Source organism: Kitasatospora sp. NPDC059462, from assembly GCF_042749955.1.
Taxonomy (GTDB): Bacteria; Actinomycetota; Actinomycetes; order Streptomycetales; family Streptomycetaceae; genus Kitasatospora.
Window position 1 is genome coordinate 1 of the sequence record NZ_JBHYUU010000162.1, and the last position, 18540, is coordinate 18540.

General features: G+C 76.1%; 17 protein-coding genes. 9 read left to right on the plus strand and 8 right to left on the minus strand.

Annotation, left to right across the window (positions count from 1 at the left end; translation table 11 throughout):
- Window positions 1-273 precede the first annotated feature (273 nt).
- The 3 genes from ACFXAM_RS30190 to ACFXAM_RS30200 form a co-directional block, all read right to left on the minus strand.
- Window positions 274-411 (minus strand): SapB/AmfS family lanthipeptide, encoded by a 138-nt coding sequence (locus ACFXAM_RS30190; RefSeq protein WP_350554074.1) that lies wholly within the window; start codon window positions 409-411, stop codon window positions 274-276.
- Between the two features lie 79 nt (window positions 412-490).
- Window positions 491-3076 (minus strand): class III lanthionine synthetase LanKC, encoded by a 2586-nt coding sequence (lanKC, locus tag ACFXAM_RS30195; RefSeq protein ID WP_380296023.1) that lies wholly within the window; start codon window positions 3074-3076, stop codon window positions 491-493.
- Window positions 3077-3714: 638 nt separating this feature from the next.
- Entirely contained in the window at window positions 3715-4194 is a 480-nt protein-coding gene (locus ACFXAM_RS30200; protein WP_380296025.1) for a hypothetical protein, read from the minus strand.
- A gap of 210 nt (window positions 4195-4404) precedes the next feature.
- Between ACFXAM_RS30200 and ACFXAM_RS30205 the strand changes: the two genes are divergently transcribed.
- Window positions 4405-5043: an HD domain-containing protein gene (locus ACFXAM_RS30205; protein WP_380296027.1), complete on the plus strand. Its 639-nt coding sequence runs from the start codon at window positions 4405-4407 to the stop codon at window positions 5041-5043.
- A 403-nt stretch (window positions 5044-5446) separates the two neighbouring features.
- Window positions 5447-6325: a RimK family alpha-L-glutamate ligase gene (locus tag ACFXAM_RS30210; protein WP_380296029.1), complete on the plus strand. Its 879-nt coding sequence runs from the start codon at window positions 5447-5449 to the stop codon at window positions 6323-6325.
- A 21-nt stretch (window positions 6326-6346) separates the two neighbouring features.
- On the opposite strand, the gene ACFXAM_RS30215 is transcribed toward ACFXAM_RS30210, so the two are convergent.
- Window positions 6347-7366 carry a PHP domain-containing protein gene (locus ACFXAM_RS30215; protein ID WP_380296031.1) on the minus strand — a complete coding sequence of 340 codons (1020 nt, stop codon included), beginning with the start codon at window positions 7364-7366 and terminating at the stop codon, window positions 6347-6349.
- 131 nt (window positions 7367-7497) lie between these two features.
- Here ACFXAM_RS30215 and rpmG point away from each other — a divergent pair, with 131 nt between their 5' ends.
- Window positions 7498-7662, plus strand: a complete 165-nt coding sequence (gene rpmG, locus ACFXAM_RS30220) for a 50S ribosomal protein L33 (protein WP_380296033.1) — start codon at window positions 7498-7500, stop codon at window positions 7660-7662.
- Window positions 7663-7810: 148 nt separating this feature from the next.
- Entirely contained in the window at window positions 7811-8383 is a 573-nt protein-coding gene (locus ACFXAM_RS30225; protein WP_380296035.1) for a GNAT family N-acetyltransferase, read from the plus strand.
- 4 nt (window positions 8384-8387) lie between these two features.
- Here ACFXAM_RS30225 and ACFXAM_RS30230 read toward each other — a convergent pair whose 3' ends face one another.
- From ACFXAM_RS30230 to ACFXAM_RS30240, 3 genes are all read right to left on the minus strand, one after another.
- Window positions 8388-8801, minus strand: a complete 414-nt coding sequence (locus ACFXAM_RS30230) for a hypothetical protein (RefSeq protein ID WP_380296037.1) — start codon at window positions 8799-8801, stop codon at window positions 8388-8390.
- A 188-nt stretch (window positions 8802-8989) separates the two neighbouring features.
- Window positions 8990-9469, minus strand: coding sequence for a hypothetical protein (locus tag ACFXAM_RS30235; RefSeq protein ID WP_380296038.1), 480 nt, complete (start codon window positions 9467-9469; stop codon window positions 8990-8992).
- A gap of 177 nt (window positions 9470-9646) precedes the next feature.
- Complete coding sequence (locus ACFXAM_RS30240) at window positions 9647-10186, minus strand: hypothetical protein (RefSeq protein WP_380296040.1); 540 nt, start codon at window positions 10184-10186, stop codon at window positions 9647-9649.
- Window positions 10187-10484: 298 nt separating this feature from the next.
- Here ACFXAM_RS30240 and ACFXAM_RS30245 point away from each other — a divergent pair, with 298 nt between their 5' ends.
- Complete coding sequence (locus ACFXAM_RS30245) at window positions 10485-13193, plus strand: LuxR C-terminal-related transcriptional regulator (protein WP_380296041.1); 2709 nt, start codon at window positions 10485-10487, stop codon at window positions 13191-13193.
- 12 nt (window positions 13194-13205) lie between these two features.
- Here the strand turns inward: ACFXAM_RS30245 and ACFXAM_RS30250 are convergent, their stop codons facing one another.
- Window positions 13206-13406 (minus strand): hypothetical protein, encoded by a 201-nt coding sequence (locus ACFXAM_RS30250; RefSeq protein WP_355363385.1) that lies wholly within the window; start codon window positions 13404-13406, stop codon window positions 13206-13208.
- 217 nt (window positions 13407-13623) lie between these two features.
- Here ACFXAM_RS30250 and ACFXAM_RS30255 point away from each other — a divergent pair, with 217 nt between their 5' ends.
- The 4 genes from ACFXAM_RS30255 to ACFXAM_RS30270 all read left to right on the plus strand — a co-directional run bounded on the left by ACFXAM_RS30255 (window position 13624) and on the right by ACFXAM_RS30270 (window position 18283).
- Window positions 13624-15453 carry a glycoside hydrolase family 15 protein gene (locus tag ACFXAM_RS30255; RefSeq protein ID WP_380296043.1) on the plus strand — a complete coding sequence of 610 codons (1830 nt, stop codon included), beginning with the start codon at window positions 13624-13626 and terminating at the stop codon, window positions 15451-15453.
- 50 nt (window positions 15454-15503) lie between these two features.
- Window positions 15504-15902, plus strand: a complete 399-nt coding sequence (locus ACFXAM_RS30260; RefSeq protein WP_380296044.1) for a hypothetical protein — start codon at window positions 15504-15506, stop codon at window positions 15900-15902.
- The gene (locus ACFXAM_RS30265; RefSeq protein WP_380296045.1) at window positions 15899-17302 is read left to right on the plus strand and encodes an MFS transporter; all 1404 of its coding nucleotides are present in this window, start codon (window positions 15899-15901) and stop codon (window positions 17300-17302) included. Before ACFXAM_RS30260 ends, ACFXAM_RS30265 begins: the two co-directional genes overlap by 4 nt.
- 165 nt (window positions 17303-17467) lie before the next feature.
- Window positions 17468-18283, plus strand: a complete 816-nt coding sequence (locus ACFXAM_RS30270; RefSeq protein WP_380296046.1) for an alpha/beta fold hydrolase — start codon at window positions 17468-17470, stop codon at window positions 18281-18283.
- The last annotated feature ends 257 nt before the right edge of the window (window positions 18284-18540 follow it).

Genomic DNA, 18540 nt, shown 5'->3' on the forward strand with positions numbered 1-18540 from the left:
AGGTCCGCCTGCCTGCCGACCCCGTCCGGGGCGACGAGGCGCACGCCGTCCTCCCCCCGCTGCTCGATGGGGGGCGGGGCCCGGTGGGGCTGGCCGGCGCGCGCGCCGGCGGCGGGGGCGGGCGCGGGCCGGTCGGCCACGGGACACCTCTCTCCTGGGGCGGGTCCGTCGGGCCGCGGCGGTGGCCGCGGCGGCCGGGACCCGGCCGGGTGGTCGGTGGACCATCCGGCCGGGTCGACCGTCACGGGCCGCCCGGGCGGGCGGCCGGTCGGGTCAGAGGCAGAGCAGCGTGCTGACGGTGCTGGTGCCGCAGTTGAGGACGCTCAGCGAGCTGGTCTGGTCGAGGGTGTCGTCGATCGGGGCCGCCTCGGTCTCGGGCAGCTCCAGGGTCTGGAGGTCGAGGATCGCCATGAGATTCTCCTTCGGTGCGGTTGGATCACCCGGCCGGGCGGCCGGGAGTCGGTGGGGCGCGGCGGTCGCGCCCGGGTGGTCACCGAGGCGGCGTGGGCGCCGTCGCGGTGAACGGGAGGAAGGGGGTGCCCGCCAGGGCCGTGCCCAGGGCCAGCAGCACGCCGGCCGAACCCGTCGCCAGGTCCGTCGACAGGCGCAGCAACTGGTCGCCGGGGAAGGCCAGCCGGCCGTGGTAGGGGACCTGGTGGAGTGCGAGCAGGGCGCGGTGGCGGTGGACCGGCGTCGCCACCTCGGCCGGGTCGCCGGTCAGCGCGAGGTAGCCGATGAGTCCGGCCCGTCCGTTGAACAGGCCCGGCTGGATCACGAACTCCGGCTCCGCCGCCCTGCGGATCGGCGCCTGGCGCCCGGCCAGGACGCTGTCGGGCCGGTGGGCGAGGAGCGCGGCCAGGACGAGGCCGATGCCCGCGCTGCCGGTCTCGACGTAGGGCAGCACCCGGCGCCGGTCGACCACCTGGAGGGTGCCGTCCGCGACCGTGACGCAGCGGTCGAGGTCGAGTTCCAGCAGCGCTTCGGCCTGGTCCAGCAGGGAGTGGTCCCCGGTGTGCTCGTGGAGGCGGACCAGGGCGAGCGCGGCGCCCGAGGCCCCGGCCAGCAGCCCGGCGCGGCGGCCGGCGTCGGCGCGCCCGGTCTTCTCCCAGGCCATGGCGGCGCTCCTGGCGACGGCCAGGGCCTCCTCCAGCAGCCGTTCGTCCCCGGTGGCGCGGGCGAAGTGCAGGAGGGTGAGGGCGATCCCCGGGCCGCCGGAGGCCAGCGTCGGGGCGGCGGCCGGTTCACCGTCGCCGGCGGCGGCCGGGGCCTCGCCCAGGCGGCGCAGGAGTGCCGTCGCCTGCTCGCGCTCGCCCAGCAGGTCCAGGACGTAGGCGACGCCGTGGCCGCCGTGGTAGAGCCCGGGCGCCGGGGCGCGGTGGCGGGCGGCGGCGGCGAACCACCGCAGGTGCGCGGGGTCGACGGCGGCGCCGGTGGAGTGCAGGGCGTAGAGCACCCCGGCCGCGCCGTGCGCCAGGCCGAGCCCGCCCAGGGTGAACTGGGCGACGTCGCCGGGGAAGAGCCGGTCGGCGCGGTCGGGCGTGGCCGCCGCGGCGATGCCGGCGGCCAGCGAGTCCCGGATCGCCGGCCAGTCGGCGGCCGGCGCCTCCAGCAGGGCGAGGGACTCGGCGCGGCCGGCGGCCAGTTCGGGGCGGGGCGTGCGGCCGTCGTGCGGCGACCGGGCGAGGTGGCGGCGGATGTCGTCGGTGTAGCCGGGCGGCACCGGGAAGCGCCGCTCGATCGCGTCGGCGAGCCGGCCGGTCCGGTCCGGGTCCAGCGCGGTGAGCTGGACCAGCGGGTAGAACAGCCAGAGCCGCAGCGCCGCCAGCGCGTAGCGGTCGATCTCCGGCCCGGTGACGCCGGGCGGTGCGGTGAACCCGGCCGCTCCCAGCGCCGGGCGCAGGAAGTCCTCGACGGTGCTGGCGAGTTCGAAGTCGATGAAGCGCAGTTCGCCGTCCGGTCCGACGATCAGGTTCCGGGGGTGGAGGTCGCCGAAGACGACGCCGCGGGCGTGGATCTGCTCCAGGGCGCGTTCCACCTGGCCGACGACGGCCAGGGCGTCGCGGGTGTAGCGGGCGACGGCCTCCTCGTCGGCGTCGGGGTGGATCAGCGGGTAGCGGGCCGTCAGCCACTCGCTCAGGGACTGCCCGGCCACGTACTCCTGGACGAGGAACTCGTGCTCCCAGGCCGTCAGCAGTCCGTGCTCGGCGGGGACCCCGGGGACTCCGGCCAGCCGGGCCAGGACGGCGTGCTCGTTGCGCAGCCGGGTCACCGCGTCCACGCCGCGCTGGTCCAGCCCCGCGAACGGACGGGCCTCCTTCAGCACCACCGGCGGTCCGTCCTGTCCGTCACGGGCCAGGTAGACGCCGCCCGCGTTGGAGAAGTGCAGGACCCGCTCGACGGTGTACGGCAGCCCGGTGTCCCGCTGGAGCGCGCGCTCGGCGACCGCCGGGGCTATGCAGTCCGGCACCGGCGCCCAGGCGGGGACGGCGAAGGCCGTGCCGCGCACGTCGGGGACGAGCCGGCCGTCGGGCCCGGCCAGGGCCAGCACCCGTTCGCCAGCCTCGTTGCGGCAGTGGCGTTCGGCGAAGCCGCCGTACCGCAGGTAGAGCGGGCCGTCCTGCCAGCGCAGGTCGCTCAGGATGTAGGGGCCCTTGCGGCCGGCGAGCAGCGCGCCGAGGCCGTGCAGGCAGCGCTCCAGTTCGGCGTCGTCCACCGGGTAGAGCGTGCAGAACTTGCCGCTGGAGCCGCGCGGCGCGTACTTGGAGTTCTGCACCTGGAGGATCGGCAGGCCGCGCAGGAACTTGAAGGTGATGCGTTCGCGCAGGCAGTAGTCCCAGACGGTCTCCAGCACCTCCTCCGCGGTGTCGAGGCACGAGGAGACGTGGATCTTCCAGCCCTGGTCCGGGATCCGCACGCCGGCGGGGCGCACCACCGCCCACATCTCCAGGTCACCGTGCTCCCAGCCGTCGGGCAGCGGGCGGGTGACGGCGGAGAACTCCTCGTGCGCCCCCCAGCGGCGGGGCGAGTCGTAGAAGAGCGGGTCGGCGTAGGCGTAGGCCTCGTACCGGTTGTCCAACGGAACCCTCCTCGTGGCGGGGGTCGGAGCGGGCGGGGGCGGCGTGGAGCAGCGAGCGGCGAGCGGCGAGCGTGGAGGGGCGAGCGGCAAGCGTGGAGCGCGGATCGGCGAGCGTGGAGCGGCGAGCGTGGACGGCGCGGCGCCGGCGGAACGGTGCCGGGCACGGCGGAACAGGGGTGCACGGCGGAGCGGGGGGCTTGGTGCCGAAGGCGGAGCCCGGAGGTGACGTTCCGGTATGGCGATCGGGCCATCCGAATATTGGGTTCGCCGCCACGACTCCGCAACGGCGCGCATTCCGCCGCTCCGGCCGGAATCGCGCACCCCGTCCGCCGATGGCGCCGCTGCGCAAGCGGGGCGCAGGGCCTCGCGCCACACCCGACCCGGGGGTGGCCGGGGCGACGGCCGGGGCACGTCAGGGGCAGCGCACGCCCGGCGCGCCGCCGGCCCGGGCCGTCCGGGGGGAACCGTCCACCCGGTCGAACAATCCGAACATGTGCCCGTTTTTTGATATTGCCGTTCTATTTCCGGAGTATTTCAGGGGGCCGGGAAATTTGTTTTCCCTTGACCGACGCGGGGTCTCATCGGAATGATTCGTTCGCACGAGTCCGACCCCTGGCGGCACTCGCGCCCCACCGGGGTCAGGAACCGAGTCGCGCGAAGCCGGCCGTGCCGTGCAGGACCGCACCGGAAGTCCGGGCCGCCTCCAGGCTCCGGCCGAGGGTCTCCGCGCCCCGCTCGGCGTCGAGGTCCATGAGGTCCGGCGGCCACGTCCCCGGCGGCACGACGAGCACGACCACCGCGCCCCGCCCCTCGGCGGCCGCCACCCAGCCGGGCGAGGCGCGGACCTCGGAGGCGGGCTCCCACAGCTGCCGCCCGCCCACCAGCACGAGCCGGCTGAGCACGGCGCCGCGCAGCCCGATCACCGCCGTGGTCGCGGGCGGCTCCCCCGCCGCCAGCACGAAACCGCTGTCCACCGCGCTCTCGACGAACTCCCCGTACAGCCGCGGGCCGATCTCCACGATCAGTTCCGCGAACGGGGGCCCGGCCTCCGTCGCGCGCACCGCCAGGGCCCAGACCATCGGCGCCGTACCGCCGCCGCCACCCGCTTCGTCCGCCATACCCCCTTCAACGAGCCGGCCGCCCGATCGGAGCGGCCCCGGGCGAACCGGCGACGACGACCGGTGGCCGCCGTGCCCGGGTGGAGGCCGACGCGAAGCCGTCGGGCGAACGGCTGAATGACCGTGGCGCCGGCGTCCGCGTTCGGGCGAGCCTGGAGGAGTCGGACCGCGCGGTGCCCGGGCGGTCCCCGGAGGAAGGAACGAGGAGAGATGAGCGAGACGATCGCGGGCGTGCGGATCCCGGACAGCGCCCTGGCCCGGGAGGCGACCGAACTGGTGCGGGAGGCCGCCTCCCCGCTGCTGTTCGACCACTCCCGGCGGGTCTTCCTGTTCGGGTCCCTGCGCGGCCTCGAACAGGGGCTGGACGTCGACCCGGAGCTGCTCTACGTCGGCGCGATGTTCCACGACCTCGGGCTCACCGGGCGCTTCGCCCGCACCGACCAACGCTTCGAGATCGACGGCGCCGACGAGGCCCGCCGCTTCCTGCACGCCCACGGCATCACGGGCGAGCCGGCCGACCGGGTGTGGACGGCGATCGCCCTGCACACCACCCCGGAGATCCCGCTGCACATGGCGCCGGAGATCGCCCTGGTCACCCGGGGCGTGGAGCTGGACGTCCTGGGCATCGGCTACCACGCCGTCACCGACGAGCAGCGCGCCGCCGTCACCGCCGCCCACCCCCGGCCGGACTTCAAGAACCGGATCCTCGCCGCGTTCACCGAGGGCATCAAGGACCGGCCCGCCACCACCTTCGGCAACGTCAAGGCCGACGTCCTGGCCCACTACGTGCCCGGATTCGAGCGCGGCGACTTCGTCGAGGTCATCAAGGGCTCCGCCTGGCCGGAGTGACGGCCGGTCAGCCGCCCCGGTGACGGCGCCCGGCGGGCCACGGGGCGCGCACGCGGCGGTCGTCCTCCGTACACGTGACGGGCCTGCCGTCCGCCGTCATGGATCGATCGTGTCCGCGCCGAGGCGGAGGCCGGGCGCGGCTCCGGTCCGGCACCGCCCGGCCGCCCCGGCGGGCGGGGTCGGCGGCACCACCGACCCAGGTCCTCCTCATGGCCGGCACCGGCGGGTACGGGTGCCCGCCCAGCCCGCACGGCTTCGCCAGGAGCTGACCGGAAGGGCAGGGGTGCCCCGCGACGCCGCGCGTGTCGCGGGGCACCCGCGCGTCGGGCGCCCCCGGTGCGGCGCTTCCCGCCCCGAGCCGGCCGGGGTCAGACTGGTGGCCGGGGGCGATCAGGAGGGTGCCATGACCGTGACCAGGGTCGCCCTGGTGACCAGCGAGGCCGGTGCCGGGCTCGACGAGGACCTGGCGCCGCTCGTGACGGCGCTCGCCGGGTGCGGGCTGGCGGCGGAGCCGGTGGTGTGGGGTGGCGGCCGGGCGGCCTGGGAGCGGTTCGACCTCGCGGTCGTCCGCTCGACCTGGGACTACGTGGCGCGGCTCGACGAGTTCCTGGGCTGGGCGGACGCCACGGCGCGCGTCACCCGGCTGTGGAACCCGGCGCCGCTGATCCGCTGGAACAGCGACAAGCACTACCTGCGGGAGCTGGCCCGGCACGGGGTGCCCGTCACGCCGACCCGGTTCCTCGAACCCGGGTCCGCGTTCGACCCGGCGGAGCTGGACGGCCCGCACGGCGTCGTGGTCAAGCCGACCGTCTCGGCGGCCGCGCTGGACACCGCCCGCTACGAGGCCGGCCGCTCCGGGGAGGCCGCCCGGCACGCCCGGGCCCTGCTGGAGCGGGGCCGCGGCGTGATGGTCCAGCCGTACCTGCCCCGGATCACGGAGGGCGAACGCGCGCTGGTGCTGATCGGCGGCGCCTTCAGCCACGCCGTCCGCAAGGGGCCGGTGCTGACGGAGCCCGGGCTCGTCGACGACGACCGCTTCCCGCACCCCGACGTCGCCCCCCACCGGCCGACCGGGGCCGAGATCCGCACCGCGCTGGCGGCCCTGGCGGCGGTGCCCGGCCCCCGGCCGCCGCTGTTCGCCCGGGTGGACCTGGTGCTGGACGACCGGGGGGAGCCGCTGGTCCTGGAGCTGGAGCTCGTCGAACCGAACCTGTTCCTCGACACCGATCCCCGCAGCCCCGCGCGCTTCGCCGAGGCGGTGGCGGCACTGGCCCGGCCCTGAACCGGGGCGCGGGGCGCCCACTCAGCGGCCCCGGTCCGGCGGCGGGCCACCCGTCCAGTCCAGCAGCCGCCCGAGCGGCCAGGTCGTCACCAGCCGGTCCGCGCCCAGGCCCGCCTTCGCGGCCCGCGCGTAGCCGGTGGACTGCCAGTGCAACTGCTCCGGGGCGTGGGCGTCGGTGTCCACCGCGAACAGGCAGCCCGCCTCCGCGGCCAGCGCCAGCAGGTCGTCCGGCGGGTCGCGCCGCTCGGGCCGGCAGTTGATCTCCACCGCCGTACCGGACCCGGCGCAGGCCGCGAAGACCTCCCGCGCGTCGAAGCGGGACTGCGGGCGGCCGCGGCCGGTGACGATCCGGCCGGTGCAGTGCCCGAGCACGTCGACGTGCGGATTGCGCACGGCCGCCACCAGCCGGGCCGTCATCGGGCCGGGCTCGGAGCGCAGCCCGGAGTGCACCGAGGCGACCACCACGTCGAGCCGGGCGAGCAGTTCCTCCTCCTGGTCGAGCGAGCCGTCCGCCAGGATGTCGCACTCGATGCCGGTCAGCAGCCGCAGGCCGCCGGCACCGCGGCGGGCGTTGACGGCGGCCACCGCGGCCAGTTGCAGCCGCAGCCGGTCGGGGTCGAGGCCGTGGGCGACGGTGAGGCGCGGCGAGTGGTCGGTGAGGACCGCCCAGCGGTGGCCGAGCGCGGCGGCCGCCTCGGCCATCACCTCGATCGGGCTGCCGCCGTCGGACCAGTCGGAGTGCAGGTGGCAGTCCCCGCGGCCGGCCGCCACCAGGCCCCAGCCGGCCCGGGCCCGCGGGCCGGCCTCCTCCTCCAGCCGGGCGAGGTAGGCGGGCACCGCCCCCGCCGAGGCCTGGGCGATCACCTCGGCGGTGACCGGGCCGATCCCGTGCAGCGCCCGGGCGCGGGCCGCGTCCACCGGCCCGGCCGGCAGCGCGCGGACGGCGTCGGCCGCCGTGTGGAAGGCCCGCACCCGGTAGGGCGAGGCGTCGCGCCACTCCAGGAGGAAGGCGATCCGCCGGAGCGCTTCGACCGGATCCATGTCTCCAGTGTTCGCCGGGTCCCGGGCCGGTGCACGGGGCGCGGACGGTCACGGCCGCCGGGAATGCGGGGGCGGGGGCTCGCGTTGGGCACGGGTGAAAACGACTTCCATCTCCGATCGGGAGGAACCCCATGGCCCGCAGCGAACTCCGCCCGGTGATCAAGCTCCGCTCCACCGGCGGCACCGGCTACACCTACGTCACCCGCAAGAACCGCCGCACCGACGCGGACCGGATGGTGCTGCGCAAGTACGACCCGGTCCTCGGCCGGCACGTCGACTTCCGCGAGGAGCGCTGACCGCGGCCACCGGGGTCCGTCCTCGGAGGACCGTCGTCCGCTCGGCGGGCGGGGGTCCGAGGACGGGCCCCCCGGGGGACCGGGGCCGCACCGCGGACGGGCGGTGCGGCCCCGGGGCTCTGGCGGTGCGGCCGCGGCGCGGGCCAGGATGATCCCCGTGGCGCGACCGAGGGAGCTCATCGACTGCGGGGACTTCGTGCTGCGCCGCTGGCGCGAGCAGGAGGACTTCGCGGCGGCACTGGCGCTGATCGGGGAGTCGCTGGAGCACCTGCGGCCGTGGGAGACCTGGGTCGCCGGGCACGATGCGGAGCACACCCGGGGGTTCCTCGCACGCTCGGCGGTGCGGTGGGACGAGGGGGAGGTCTTCACCTACGCCCTCGCCGCCGGGGACGGGCGGTTGCTCGGGATGTGCCAGGCCTACCGGGGCGCCGGGCCCCGGGGGTGGCGGCTGGGGTACTGGCTGCACCCGGCCGCCACCGGCCGGGGGTTCGCGACCCGCGCGGCCGCGGCGCTGGCCACCGAGATGTTCACGCTGCCGGGCGTGGAGTTCGTGGAGATCTCGCACGACCTGGCCAACACCGCCAGTGCCGCCGTGCCGCGCCGGCTGGGCTTCACGGAGGTCGGCCGCGGGCCGGCCGCACCGCCGGTGGCCCCGGCGGGCAGCGGGACCGAGGTGGTCTGGCGGCTGGACCGCCCCCCGCCGGCGCCGGGGGCCGGGTGAGCGCTCAGACGTGCGGCACGGTCGGACCCCCGCTCCCCCGGCCGGCGCCGAGCGGGGCGAGGATGGCGGTCGCCGCCGCCAGCGACTCGGCGAGCAGGGCGGCGGTGCGGCTCGCCTCGTAGAGCTGCTCGCGGGCGTCGCGGGCGGTCCGGGCGGCTTCGAACCCCCCGTCCCCGGCGGTGGCCGAGGCGATCCGGCCGGCCGCCTGCTCGCTGCTGAGGAACGCCTCGACGTGGTCCAGCAGTTCGGGCAGGCGCGCGGTGAGCCCGGCCAGGGCGCCGACGGTCTCGGCCGCCTCGGTGGTGTGCAGCAGAACGGGCCGGCCGCCCTGCGGGGCGCTGCCGGCGGCGCGCAGGAGTTCGGCGGCCTCGGCGGCGAGGTGCGCGACGGAGAGGTTCGGGGGGACGGGCCGGGTCATCGGGTTCCTCCTCGGCGGTGGCGACGGTGCGGGCGGGCGGACGCCCGACGGTCCGCCGGGAGGGGGATCCCCGACGGACCGTCAGCACCGGCCCGTGGCCCGTCTGCCCGCACCGGCGCGCACCATGCCACCCGGTTTCCGGCCGGGCCCGCACCCCGCCCCGCACACCCGGCCGCGCACCCGGCCGCTCAGCTGCCGCCGCCGGGGCCGGGGGGCTGCTCGGAGGGCGCCGGTGACCAGCGGTCGGGGGTGGCGTACGCGGTCAGCGCGTAGATGGCGACCACGTCGATCGCGATGATCGTCAGCGACCACACCGGGTAGGACGGGACGAAGGACATCTGCGCGAACGCGTTGAGCACCAGGACGACCACACCGGCCCACCGGGCCCACTGGGTGCGCAGGGCCAGGACGCCGTACGCGGCGCCGAGTTGGGCGACGGCCAGGGCCAGCATCACCCAGCCCCAGGCCAGCAGGTCGCCGAAGACGAAGTGCGCGTTGCCGATGAAGACGTGGGAGCCGGCGATCGCGGAGATGCCGTCGAGCGCGTTCAGGGAGCCCACCAGCACCAGCAGCACGCCGGCGAAGGTCAGCAGCCCGGACCCGACGTGGTCGGTCGTCGCGGACGCCCCGGCCGACGGGGCGGCGCCGTGCGGAACGGCGGCGGTCATGGTTGCCTCCGTGAGGTGTCGGCCGGCCCGGACGGGCCGGTGCGTCCCCCGGGTACCACTGCGCCACGCGCGCCCGGCGCCGGGACCACCCGGTGCGGGTGATTCGGTCGCCGGTGATTCGGTCGCCGGTGAGGCGGTCGGGGGTGGTTCGGTCGGGGGTGGTTCGGTCGGGGGCGTTCAGTGCCCCACGGCCACCTTGGCGACCACGATGACCAGGCCCAGCAGCAGGTTGACCGCGCCCTCGGCGACGACCTGCCGGGGCGCGGCGCCCGCCCGGCGGGCGCCCAGGCTCGCCCAGCCCACCTGCTGGGCCACCGCGACGCCGAGGGCCAGCCAGGCGTTCTCGCCCGGGTCGAGCCACGGGCTGAGCAGCACCGCCAGGGCCGGCAGGGCCGCCGCCTCGACGATGGGCCACTCGTGCCGCCCCACCGCGCGCACCTGCTGCCGGGTGACCCGGCGGCCGGCCTCGCGCTGCCCGGCGACGTGCGCGTAGACGTGCGCGGCCCAGAAGACCAGTCCGGTGACCACCAGCAGCAGGATCATCGAGAGCCGCGGGTGCGGTCCGCTCAGGCTGGAGGCCGCGATCACGGAGGCCGCCAGCATCGAGCCGTAGACGGCTCCGGCGTAGTCGGTCCGCCGGGCGTCCCGATCCGGGTCCGGGTCCGGTCCGGGCGGGCCGGGGAGGTGCCGGCGGGACGCCGGTCCTGGGACGGTCACGGCGGCCTCCTGCCCTGTCGCGTTCCTCGCGGCACTGTCGCCACTGTCGCCCTCCTCGCGGGCCGGTCCTCGCCTCGATCCTCGCCGCCGCGGCGGGCGCCGGCCTCACCTCCCCGGGGTGAAGCGGCCCGGCCGCTCGGATGGCACGCGGTGCCCGGGCCGTACTACCGTCGAGGTGGCGTCTCCCGAGCCGCCCGCAGCGGCGCGCCCGCGGCCCGCCGCTCCGCGCCCGGCCGTGCCCTGCGGCACGGCGGAACCTCCAGGCGGTGGCCCCATGCCGCACACCCGCACAGCACCCGTGAGCCTTCCCAACGGGGACCCGATGCTGGTCACCAGGGTCCGGCCGCCCGGCCCGCCCGCCGCCACCTTCGTGCGGCGCGAACGGCTGCTGCACCGGCTCGACACCGCCGCGTCCCGGCCGGTGACCCTGGTCGACGGACCCGCGGGGGCGGGCAAGACGCTGCTGGTGGCCGACTGGCTGGCCCACGGCCGCCTCCCCGGGCCGGCCGGGTGGCTCACCCTGGAGGAGAGCGACAACCAGCCCGGCACCTTCTGGGCCTACGTCCGCGAGGCGCTGCAGGGCGGCGTGCCCGGGCTGCCCGACGAGGTCGGCGCCCCGGCCCGGGCCGAGCACGTCGAACCGTCCCTGCTGGTCCGCCTCGCCGCGTGGATCAACGACCGGCCCCGGCCGCTGGTGCTGGTGCTGGACGAGTTCGAGCACATCGACAACCCCCGGCTCACCGGGCAGCTGCACGACCTGGTCCGGCACACCGCCGGCCGGCTGCGGCTGGTCGTGGTCGGACGCCGCGAGCCGCTGCTGCCGCTGCACCGCTACCGGGCCGCCGGCGAGCTCGCCGAGCTGCACGCCGCCGACCTCGCGCTCAGCCGCGCCGAGGCGGCCGCGCTGCTGGAGCGCCACGGGCTGCACCTGGACGCCTCCACCGTGGACGCGGTGCACCGGGCGGTGTCCGGCTGGGCGGCGGGCCTGCGGCTGCTCGCGCTCGCCGCGCACGACGCCGGCGACCCCGAGGCGTACCTCGGGCGGATCGACGCCGGGCACGCCGCGCTCTCCGACTACCTGCTCGCCGAGGTGCTGCGGACCCAGCCCGCGCCGACCCAGGACCTGCTGCTGCGCTGCAGCATCCTGGGCCGGGTCCACCCGGACCTCGCCGACGCGCTCACCGGCCGCCGCGACGGCCGGCGGATCCTGGAGCGGCTGCACCAGGAGAACGCCTTCACCGAGGCGCTGTCCGACGACTGGTACCGGATGCACCCGATGTTCGCGGGCATCCTGCGTCTGCACCTGCGCGCCGCCGCCCCGGAGCGGGTCGACGAGCTGCGGGTGCGGGCCGCGCGCTGGCTCGCCGACCACGGGCAGCGGCGGGCCGCGCTGGAGCAGGCCGCCGAGGGCGGTGACTGGGCCCTGGCCGCCCGGCTGCTGGTCGACGGGCTGGCCCTCGGCGAGCTGGTCGCCGGACACGACGCCACCCGGCTGGGCGCCCTGTTCTCCCGGATGCCGCCGACCGAGCGCGATCCGGCCGCCGAACTCGTCCGCGCGGCCGTCCACCTGGGCCGCGAGGAGCCGCACGACGCGCTGCGGGTCCTGGCGCGGGTCGAGCCCCTGCTCTCGCGGCAGCGCACCGCGCTCCGGCTGGCGGCCGCCTTCGTGCGCGCGGAGGCCGGCCGGCTGCTGGGCTCAGCCGCGCTCGCCGAGCAGGCCGCCCGGCTGGCCCACGAGCTGGCGCGCGAGACGCCGGCCGAGCTGCTGGACGAGCACCCCGAGCTGCTCGCCCTGGTCGACGCCGGCCTCGGCTCGACGCTGCTGTGGCAGGGACGCCTCGACGAGGCGCGGGCGGCGCTGGAACGCGCGGCGCAGGCCCCGGCCTCGCCCACCACCGCCCGGCTGCGCCACGACGCGCTGTGCCGGCTCGCGCTCATCGACCAGCTGGGCGGCCGGTCCGGGCGGGCCGAGCACCGGGTGCGCGAGGCCGACGAGGAGGCCGACCGTTCCAGCCTCCCGCCCGACAGCCGCACCGAGGTGCGTGACCTGGTGCTGGCCGCGACGGCGCTGGAACGCGACGAGCCGGACGAGGCCCGCCGGGCCCTGCACCGGACGACGGCCCGCCGCACGCCCGAGCGCGATCCCGTGGTCGTGCTGGGTGCCGCGGTGATCGGGGCCGAGCTGGAGCTGTCCCGGGGCCGGCCCGACGCCGCGCTGCGGCTGCTGGCGGAGACCGGGGAGCGCGCGCTCGCCGACCGGCCGTCCGACTGGAGCCGCGAGCGCCTCGCCGTCGCCGTCTGCGCCGCGCAGCTGGCGGCCGGCCGGCCGCGGGAGGCGCTGGCGGCCCTGGACGGCGTGCCGACCCGCGCGCCGGCGTCGCTCCTGGTCGCCGCACGGGCCCGGCTGGCCGCCGGACAGGACGAGGCGGGCGCCCTCGACCGGCTGCGTGCGCTGCGCGACGACCCCGCGGTGGGCAGCGCGACCCGCACCCGGGCCCTGCTCCTGCTGGCCCAGGCCGGTGCCGGGCCCGACGGGCCGGACGGGCCGGACGGCGTGGCCCGGCTGCTGGCCCGGGCCCTCGCGGTCGCCGAGCCGGAACGGCTGCGCCGGCCGTTCCGCGAGTCCGCCCCCTGGGTGCGGCACCAGCTGCGCCGGCGCCCCCAGCTGGCCCTCGCCCACACCTGGCTGCCCGGCGACCTGCGCCCGGCCCCGCCCGGCCCGCCGCCCCCGGCCGGCACGCTGCCCCCGGCAGCCCACCCGGTGCGGGCGGCCGAGCCGCCGGCGGCCGCACCGCCCCCGCCGGCCGAGCCGCTGACGGAGCGGGAGCGCGACGTCCTGCGGCACGCGGCACGGATGCTGTCGACCCAGGAGATCGCCGAAGCGCTGTTCCTGTCGCCGAACACCGTGAAGACGCACCTGAAAAGCATCAACCGCAAGCTGCTGACGGCCAACCGCCGCGAGGCGGTGCGCACCGCGGCGCGGCTGCGCCTGCTCGACGGGCCGTGAGCCGCCGGCGCCTCACTCGGGCAGCCGGTGCAGCTCCGTCACCCGCAGGCCGAGCGCCTGGCAGCGGTTCAGCAGGCCGAACAGATGGGCCTCGTCGACGACGTCCCCGTACAACACGGTGTGATCGGGCACGACCCTGCTCTCCAGTTCGGGGAAGCCCTCCCGGCGGGTCGTCTCCTGCAGCACGCCGGACACCCGGATCTCGTAGCGCATGGGGCCGGCTCCCTTCCCTTCGACGGTGGCCTCCAGCCTCGCCGTCCGCCGGGCGGTGCGCATCACCCCCACGAGGTGACCCGCCGGCCGGGGACGGCCCGCCCCGGCGCCCGCCCCCGCGGGTGCTCACCCGCGCGGGGTGATCCGGCGCGCGGACCGCCGCCCGTACGGTGACGGCGCAGGCAGTTCCCGCCGTCCGCCGAGGGAGCGTCCCCCCATGAGTCCCTACCCCCCGATCGCCGAGCACGGCGTCATAGGCGACCTGCAGACCGCCGCCCTGGTTTCCACCGCCGGCGACATCGACTGGTGGTGCACCCCGCGGTTCGACTCCCCCAGTCTGTTCGCCGCGCTGCTGGACGACGCCGGGGGCGGGCGGTGCCGGCTCGCCGTGGACCGGGAGGCCGTGCCGGACGCCCAGGTGAAGCAGCTCTACCTGTCCGGGACGGCGATCGTGATCACCCGCTTCCTCGCCCCGCAGGGCGTGGCGGAGGTGATCGACTTCATGCTCCCGGACACCTCCGCGAGCCCGTCCGAGCGGCACCGGATCATTCGGGGCGCGCGGGTGGTGCGCGGCCGGGTGCCCTTCGTCCTGGAGTGCCGGCCGCGCTTCGACTACGGCCGCGCCGCCCACCGGCTCGCCCTCCCCGACGAGCACACCGCCCGGCTGAGCTCGCCCGGCCAGGAGCTGTGCGTGCGGACCACCGCCCCGGTGACGCTGCGCGCGGACGGCGAGGACGTGACCGCGCGGTTCACGCTGTCCGCCGGGGAGCTGGCGACGGTGGAGCTGACCACCCTGCCGCCGGGCGGCGAGCCGCCACCCGCGCCGACCGGGCAGACGGCGCTCGCCGCCTTCGACGCCTGCCGGGCGTTCTGGTACGGCTGGCTGAAGTCCTCGAACTACCAGGGCCGTTGGCGGCAGATCGTGGACCGGTCGGCGATCACCCTGAAGCTGCTCAGCTACCGGCCGACCGGGGCGCTGATCGCCGCCGCGACCATGGGCCTGCCGGAGCAGGTCGGCGGCGAGCGCAACTGGGACTACCGCTACACCTGGATCCGCGACGCCTCGCTCTCCGTCCACACCCTGATCGGGCTCGGCTTCCGCGACGAGGCGCAGGCGTTCCGCCGCTGGGTGCGCGAGCGGATCGAGGCCGCGGGCGCCGAGGGCGAACGCCTGCAGATCATGTACCGGGTCGACGGCGATCCGCACCTGGCCGAGGAGACGCTCGGCCACTGGGAGGGCTACCTGGGCTCGTTCCCGGTGCGGGCCGGCAACGCCGCCGCCGACCAGCTCCAGCTCGACATCTACGGCGAGGCCGCCTACGCGTTCGCCGCCGGGGGCGGCGACATGGGGGCGCTGCGCGGGTGGGACGCGTTCCGCCGGCTCGTGGACTGGCTGACCGAGCACTGGGACCGCGCCGACGAGGGGGTCTGGGAGACCCGCGGCGGGCGTCAGGACTTCACCTACAGCCGGGTGATGTGCTGGGTCGCCTTCGACCGCGCGGTGCGGATGGCCCGCGCCCACGCCCGCCCCGCGGACCTGGACCGCTGGAGCTCGGTGCGCGACGACGTGCTGCGCCAGGTCGTGCAGCGCGGCTGGAGCCCGAAGCGCGGAGCCTTCGTCCAGCACTACGACACCGAGGTCCTGGACGCCTCGCTGCTGCTGATGCCCAAGGTCGGCTTCCTCTCCCCCGACGACCCGGACTGGCTGTCCACCCTGGACGCGATGGACCGGGAACTGGTCTGCGACAGCCTGGTCTACCGCTACGACCCGGCCGCCTCCCCCGACGGGCTGAGCGGCACCGAGGGCACCTTCAACCTCTGCTCCTTCCTCTACGTCGAGGCCCTCGCCCGGGCCGGCCGGGTCGAGCAGGCCCGCTACGCCTTCGACAAGATGCTCACCTACGCCAACCACGTCGGCCTGTTCGCCGAGGAGATCGGCCCCTCCGGCGAGCAACTGGGCAACTTCCCGCAGGCGTTCACGCACCTCGCGCTCATCGACGCGGCGCTCGCCCTGGACGAGGAGCTCGACCGGCGGGGCGACGCCTGAGGCCGGGCCCGGCCCGGCACAGGTCCGCGGTCCGCGAAAGGAGCCCGGCCATGGCCACATCCACCCGCCCGGCGCGGCCGCGCCGGAACCTGCTGCCGTTCGCGGGCGTCGCGATGATCCTGCTGGCCCTGTTCAACGGGTGGGACGCGATGGCCGCGCTGATCGACTCGCCCGTCGTCACCGGCACCGACCGCTACGTCTTCGGCGACCTGCACAGCCTGGGCTGGGCGGTGCTCGCGCTGGCCGTCGCCCAGGGGCTGGCCGGCATCACCCTGCTCACCGGGGACCTCCCCGGCCGCTGGTTCCCGGCGACGGTGCTCTGCGCCAACGTCTTCGTGCAGTTCGTCTTCCTGCCCAGCTACCCCGCCTGGTCACTCATGATCATCGCCATCGACGTGGCCGCGCTCTACGCGGTGCTCACCGCACCCGACGGACGGAGCCGGGAGTGACCACCGGACCTGCTCACCCCACCGCGGCCGCCCGGCGCGTGCTCGCTCCGCTGGCCCTCGCCCAGTTCATCTGCAGCTTCGCCGGCTCCAGCATGAACGTGATGATCAACGACATCAGCGAGGACCTCGACACCAGCGTCCAGGGCGTCCAGGTGGCGATCACGGTCTTCCTGCTGGTGATGGCCGCCCTGATGATCCCCGGCGGCAAGCTCACCGACCGCTGGGGCCGCAAGCGCTGTCTGATGCTCGGCCTCGCCGTCTACGGCGTCGGCGCGGTGCTCAGCGCGGCCGCACCCGGGCTCGGCGTGCTGATCCTCGGCAACTCGGTGCTGGAGGGCGTCGGCACCGCCCTGCTGATCCCGCCGGTCTACGTCCTGACCACGCTGCTGTTCACCGGGACCGCCGCCCGGGCCCGCGCGTTCGGCACCATCATGGCCCTCGGCGGGATCGGCGCGGCCGCCGGTCCGCTGATCGGCGGCCTGCTCACCACGGCGATCGACTGGCGCGCCAACTTCGGCTTCCAGGCCGTGGTGGTGGCCGTGATCCTGTTCCTCACCCGCACCCTGGAGGACCCGCTGCCCGCCGACCCCACGCGGTCCTTCGACACCGTCGGCGCGGTGCTGTCGGCGGCCGGCCTGGTCCTGCTGGTGACCGGCATCCTCGCCGCCGACAACAACACCTGGCTGATGATCGCCCTGCTGGCCGCCGGCGCCGTCGTGCTGGCCGCCTTCTTCGGCTGGATCCGCCGGCTGGAGCGGGCGGGCCGGGAACCGCTGCTGGCCACCAGCCTGTTCCACAACCGGGTCTCCAACCTGGGCCTGGTCACCCAGAACGCCCAGTGGCTCGTCCTGATGGGCGTCTCCTTCACCGTCGGCGCCTACCTCCAGGTCGTCCGCGGCTACAGCGCGATCGCCACCGGCGGTGTCTTCACCGCCGCCACCCTGGGGCTGCTGGCCTCCTCGCTCGCCGCCGAGGGCCTGGCGAAGCGGCGCGCCCAGCGCACCCTGATCGTCACCGGCTTCGCCACCACCACGGCCGGCATCGTCGTGCTGCTCCTGCTGGTGCGCGCCTTCGGCGGCGCCTGGGCCTTCGCGCCCGGTCTGCTGCTGATCGGGCTCGGCCTCGGCCTGATGCTCACCCCGTCGGTCAACGTGGTGCAGTCCGCCTTCCCCGACAGCCGGCAGGGCGAGATCTCCGGCCTGTCCCGCAGCATCTCCAACCTCGGCTCCTCGCTGGGCACCGCCGTCGCCGGCACCATCCTGGTCTCCGAGCTCTCGCGCAACGGCTACGCGGCGGCGATGATCGCGCTCGCCGCGTTCGGCGTCGTCGGCCTCGGCGCGGCGCTGTTCCTGCCGCACGACCGTCCGCCGGGCGCGGAGGCCTCCGGGCCGGGGCACTGAGCGGGACCGGGTAGGAGCGGCACCGAGCGGGGCGCGAGTGACCCGTCCCTTCCCTGATCCGCAGCCGTTGGGGGGCGGTGCCGAGCCGGCCGGTGACCGGTTGCTCGTCCTGCCGGTGCTCATTTGTACAAGACCGACAATCGGAGCCCGGGCATCATCCCGTCCATGGGGAAGGACGACGTCAAGCGCGTGCACGGGATCCACCTGGTCCACGACGGCCCGCGGCAGGCACCGCCGTTGGTGCTCATCCACGGATCGGGGGCTACGAGCGGTTCCTGGAGCCCGGTGGTGCCGGCACTCGCCGGTCGGTATCACGTCATCCGGGTCGACCTGCCGGGTCACGGACAGTCCCTGCCCGCGTCCTCGTACGACGTGCCCGAGCAGGCGGGTCGCCTGGCCAGGGTGTTCGATGAACTCGGCCTTCGTGCGGTCACCGTGGTGGGGCACTCCGGCGGTGGACACACCGCCACCGCGCTCGCCGAACAGCGCCCCGACCTGGTCGGTTCGCTCGCCCTGATCAGCACCGGCCCGAGTCCCGACGCCCTCCTTCCACAGCCCGTCGTCCTTCGGCTCCTGATCGGCCCGCCGTTGGGCCCGCTCCTCTGGCCCATCCGTTCGAACGCCATGCTCCGCAGGGGCATGACCTCGGTGTGCAACCTCCCGGTGAACATCCCGGACGAGATGGTCGCCGAGGCCCGGAGAATCGGCTACCGCACGTTCAGGACGGCGCTGCGCCGGAACACCGCGTACATCACCGAGCGGAGCGTGCCCGAGCGCCTCACCGCCCTCGACATCCCGGTCCTGGTGATCTTCGGCGCCGCCGACCGCCGCTGGAACCCGTCTTCGGCGCACCAGTACGACGCGGTGCCGAACGCGCGCGTCCGGCAGCTGCCCGAGGTCGGGCACATCCCCATGCTCGAAGCGCCGGAGACGACCAGCGAGTTGCTGCTGGACTTCGCGGCAACGGCAACGCGCCGCTGACACCGATCGCCTGGCCTGGCGCTAGGGGATCCCCCGAGTCACCACCTGACCGGACGTCGGTGGAAGTCGCGGTCCCGCGGCAGTCGGAACGTCTGCCGGGGATCCGCATGGCCGGATTCCGGCAACACGTCCCGGCGTTCGCGTGGCCGGCTTCGACGGCAGGCCCGACGCCGTCGTCGGGTCCGTTCCACGCCGCCTCGATCTGAGCCCGGAACAAGCCTCCAGCACCGCGCGGGGTGCGGGTGCCGCGCGGCCCC

What these genes read in the sequence shown, in the direction of transcription:
- ACFXAM_RS30190 (WP_350554074.1), bottom strand. Translation starts at nt 411, where the DNA reads ATGGCGATCCTCGACCTCCAGACCCTGGAGCTGCCCGAGACCGAGGCG.
- ACFXAM_RS30200 (WP_380296025.1), bottom strand. Translation starts at nt 4,194, where the DNA reads ATGGCGGACGAAGCGGGTGGCGGCGGCGGTACGGCGCCGATGGTCTGG.
- ACFXAM_RS30205 (WP_380296027.1), top strand. Translation starts at nt 4,405, where the DNA reads ATGAGCGAGACGATCGCGGGCGTGCGGATCCCGGACAGCGCCCTGGCC.
- ACFXAM_RS30210 (WP_380296029.1), top strand. Translation starts at nt 5,447, where the DNA reads ATGACCGTGACCAGGGTCGCCCTGGTGACCAGCGAGGCCGGTGCCGGG.
- ACFXAM_RS30215 (WP_380296031.1), bottom strand. Translation starts at nt 7,366, where the DNA reads ATGGATCCGGTCGAAGCGCTCCGGCGGATCGCCTTCCTCCTGGAGTGG.
- rpmG (WP_380296033.1), top strand. Translation starts at nt 7,498, where the DNA reads ATGGCCCGCAGCGAACTCCGCCCGGTGATCAAGCTCCGCTCCACCGGC.
- ACFXAM_RS30225 (WP_380296035.1), top strand. Translation starts at nt 7,811, where the DNA reads ATGATCCCCGTGGCGCGACCGAGGGAGCTCATCGACTGCGGGGACTTC.
- ACFXAM_RS30230 (WP_380296037.1), bottom strand. Translation starts at nt 8,801, where the DNA reads ATGACCCGGCCCGTCCCCCCGAACCTCTCCGTCGCGCACCTCGCCGCC.
- ACFXAM_RS30235 (WP_380296038.1), bottom strand. Translation starts at nt 9,469, where the DNA reads ATGACCGCCGCCGTTCCGCACGGCGCCGCCCCGTCGGCCGGGGCGTCC.
- ACFXAM_RS30250 (WP_355363385.1), bottom strand. Translation starts at nt 13,406, where the DNA reads ATGCGCTACGAGATCCGGGTGTCCGGCGTGCTGCAGGAGACGACCCGC.
- ACFXAM_RS30255 (WP_380296043.1), top strand. Translation starts at nt 13,624, where the DNA reads ATGAGTCCCTACCCCCCGATCGCCGAGCACGGCGTCATAGGCGACCTG.
- ACFXAM_RS30260 (WP_380296044.1), top strand. Translation starts at nt 15,504, where the DNA reads ATGGCCACATCCACCCGCCCGGCGCGGCCGCGCCGGAACCTGCTGCCG.
- ACFXAM_RS30270 (WP_380296046.1), top strand. Translation starts at nt 17,468, where the DNA reads ATGGGGAAGGACGACGTCAAGCGCGTGCACGGGATCCACCTGGTCCAC.